A 299-nucleotide genomic window follows, 5' to 3' on the forward strand; every position below is an offset into this window, starting at 1 on the left:
CAGCCTCTCTATTTAAGATAAGCTCTCTATAAGGCATAATAAAACTATACCCCCCCCCCATATACAGATTGCTATATACACAATAACACTGATAATACGTATCAATATACCATCGGTTCCTAAAAAAATAGCAATTAGGGGAACAGAAAAGCAAAGAGCTATAATTAAAACTATGTCCCAATAGAATCCTTTTGGGGCACTTCTTTGTTTTCGGCAGATTCTATCATTTAGCTCTACAATTAAAGAGTCTTCTAATTTTCCTGCTTCAATAGGTCTGGCTATTCCTGTGATTATCTTAT

General features: G+C 34.8%; 1 protein-coding gene. It reads right to left on the reverse strand.

Annotated elements, in window-relative coordinates; genetic code table 11:
• Positions 1-12: 12 nt before the first annotated feature.
• The coding region (locus tag HMPREF9072_RS12440) for a hypothetical protein (protein ID WP_009410555.1) at positions 13-299 on the reverse strand (287 nt) is incomplete at its 5' end.

The sequence above is a fragment of the Capnocytophaga sp. oral taxon 324 str. F0483 genome, assembly GCF_000318315.2.
GTDB lineage: Bacteria > Bacteroidota > Bacteroidia > Flavobacteriales > Flavobacteriaceae > Capnocytophaga > Capnocytophaga ochracea.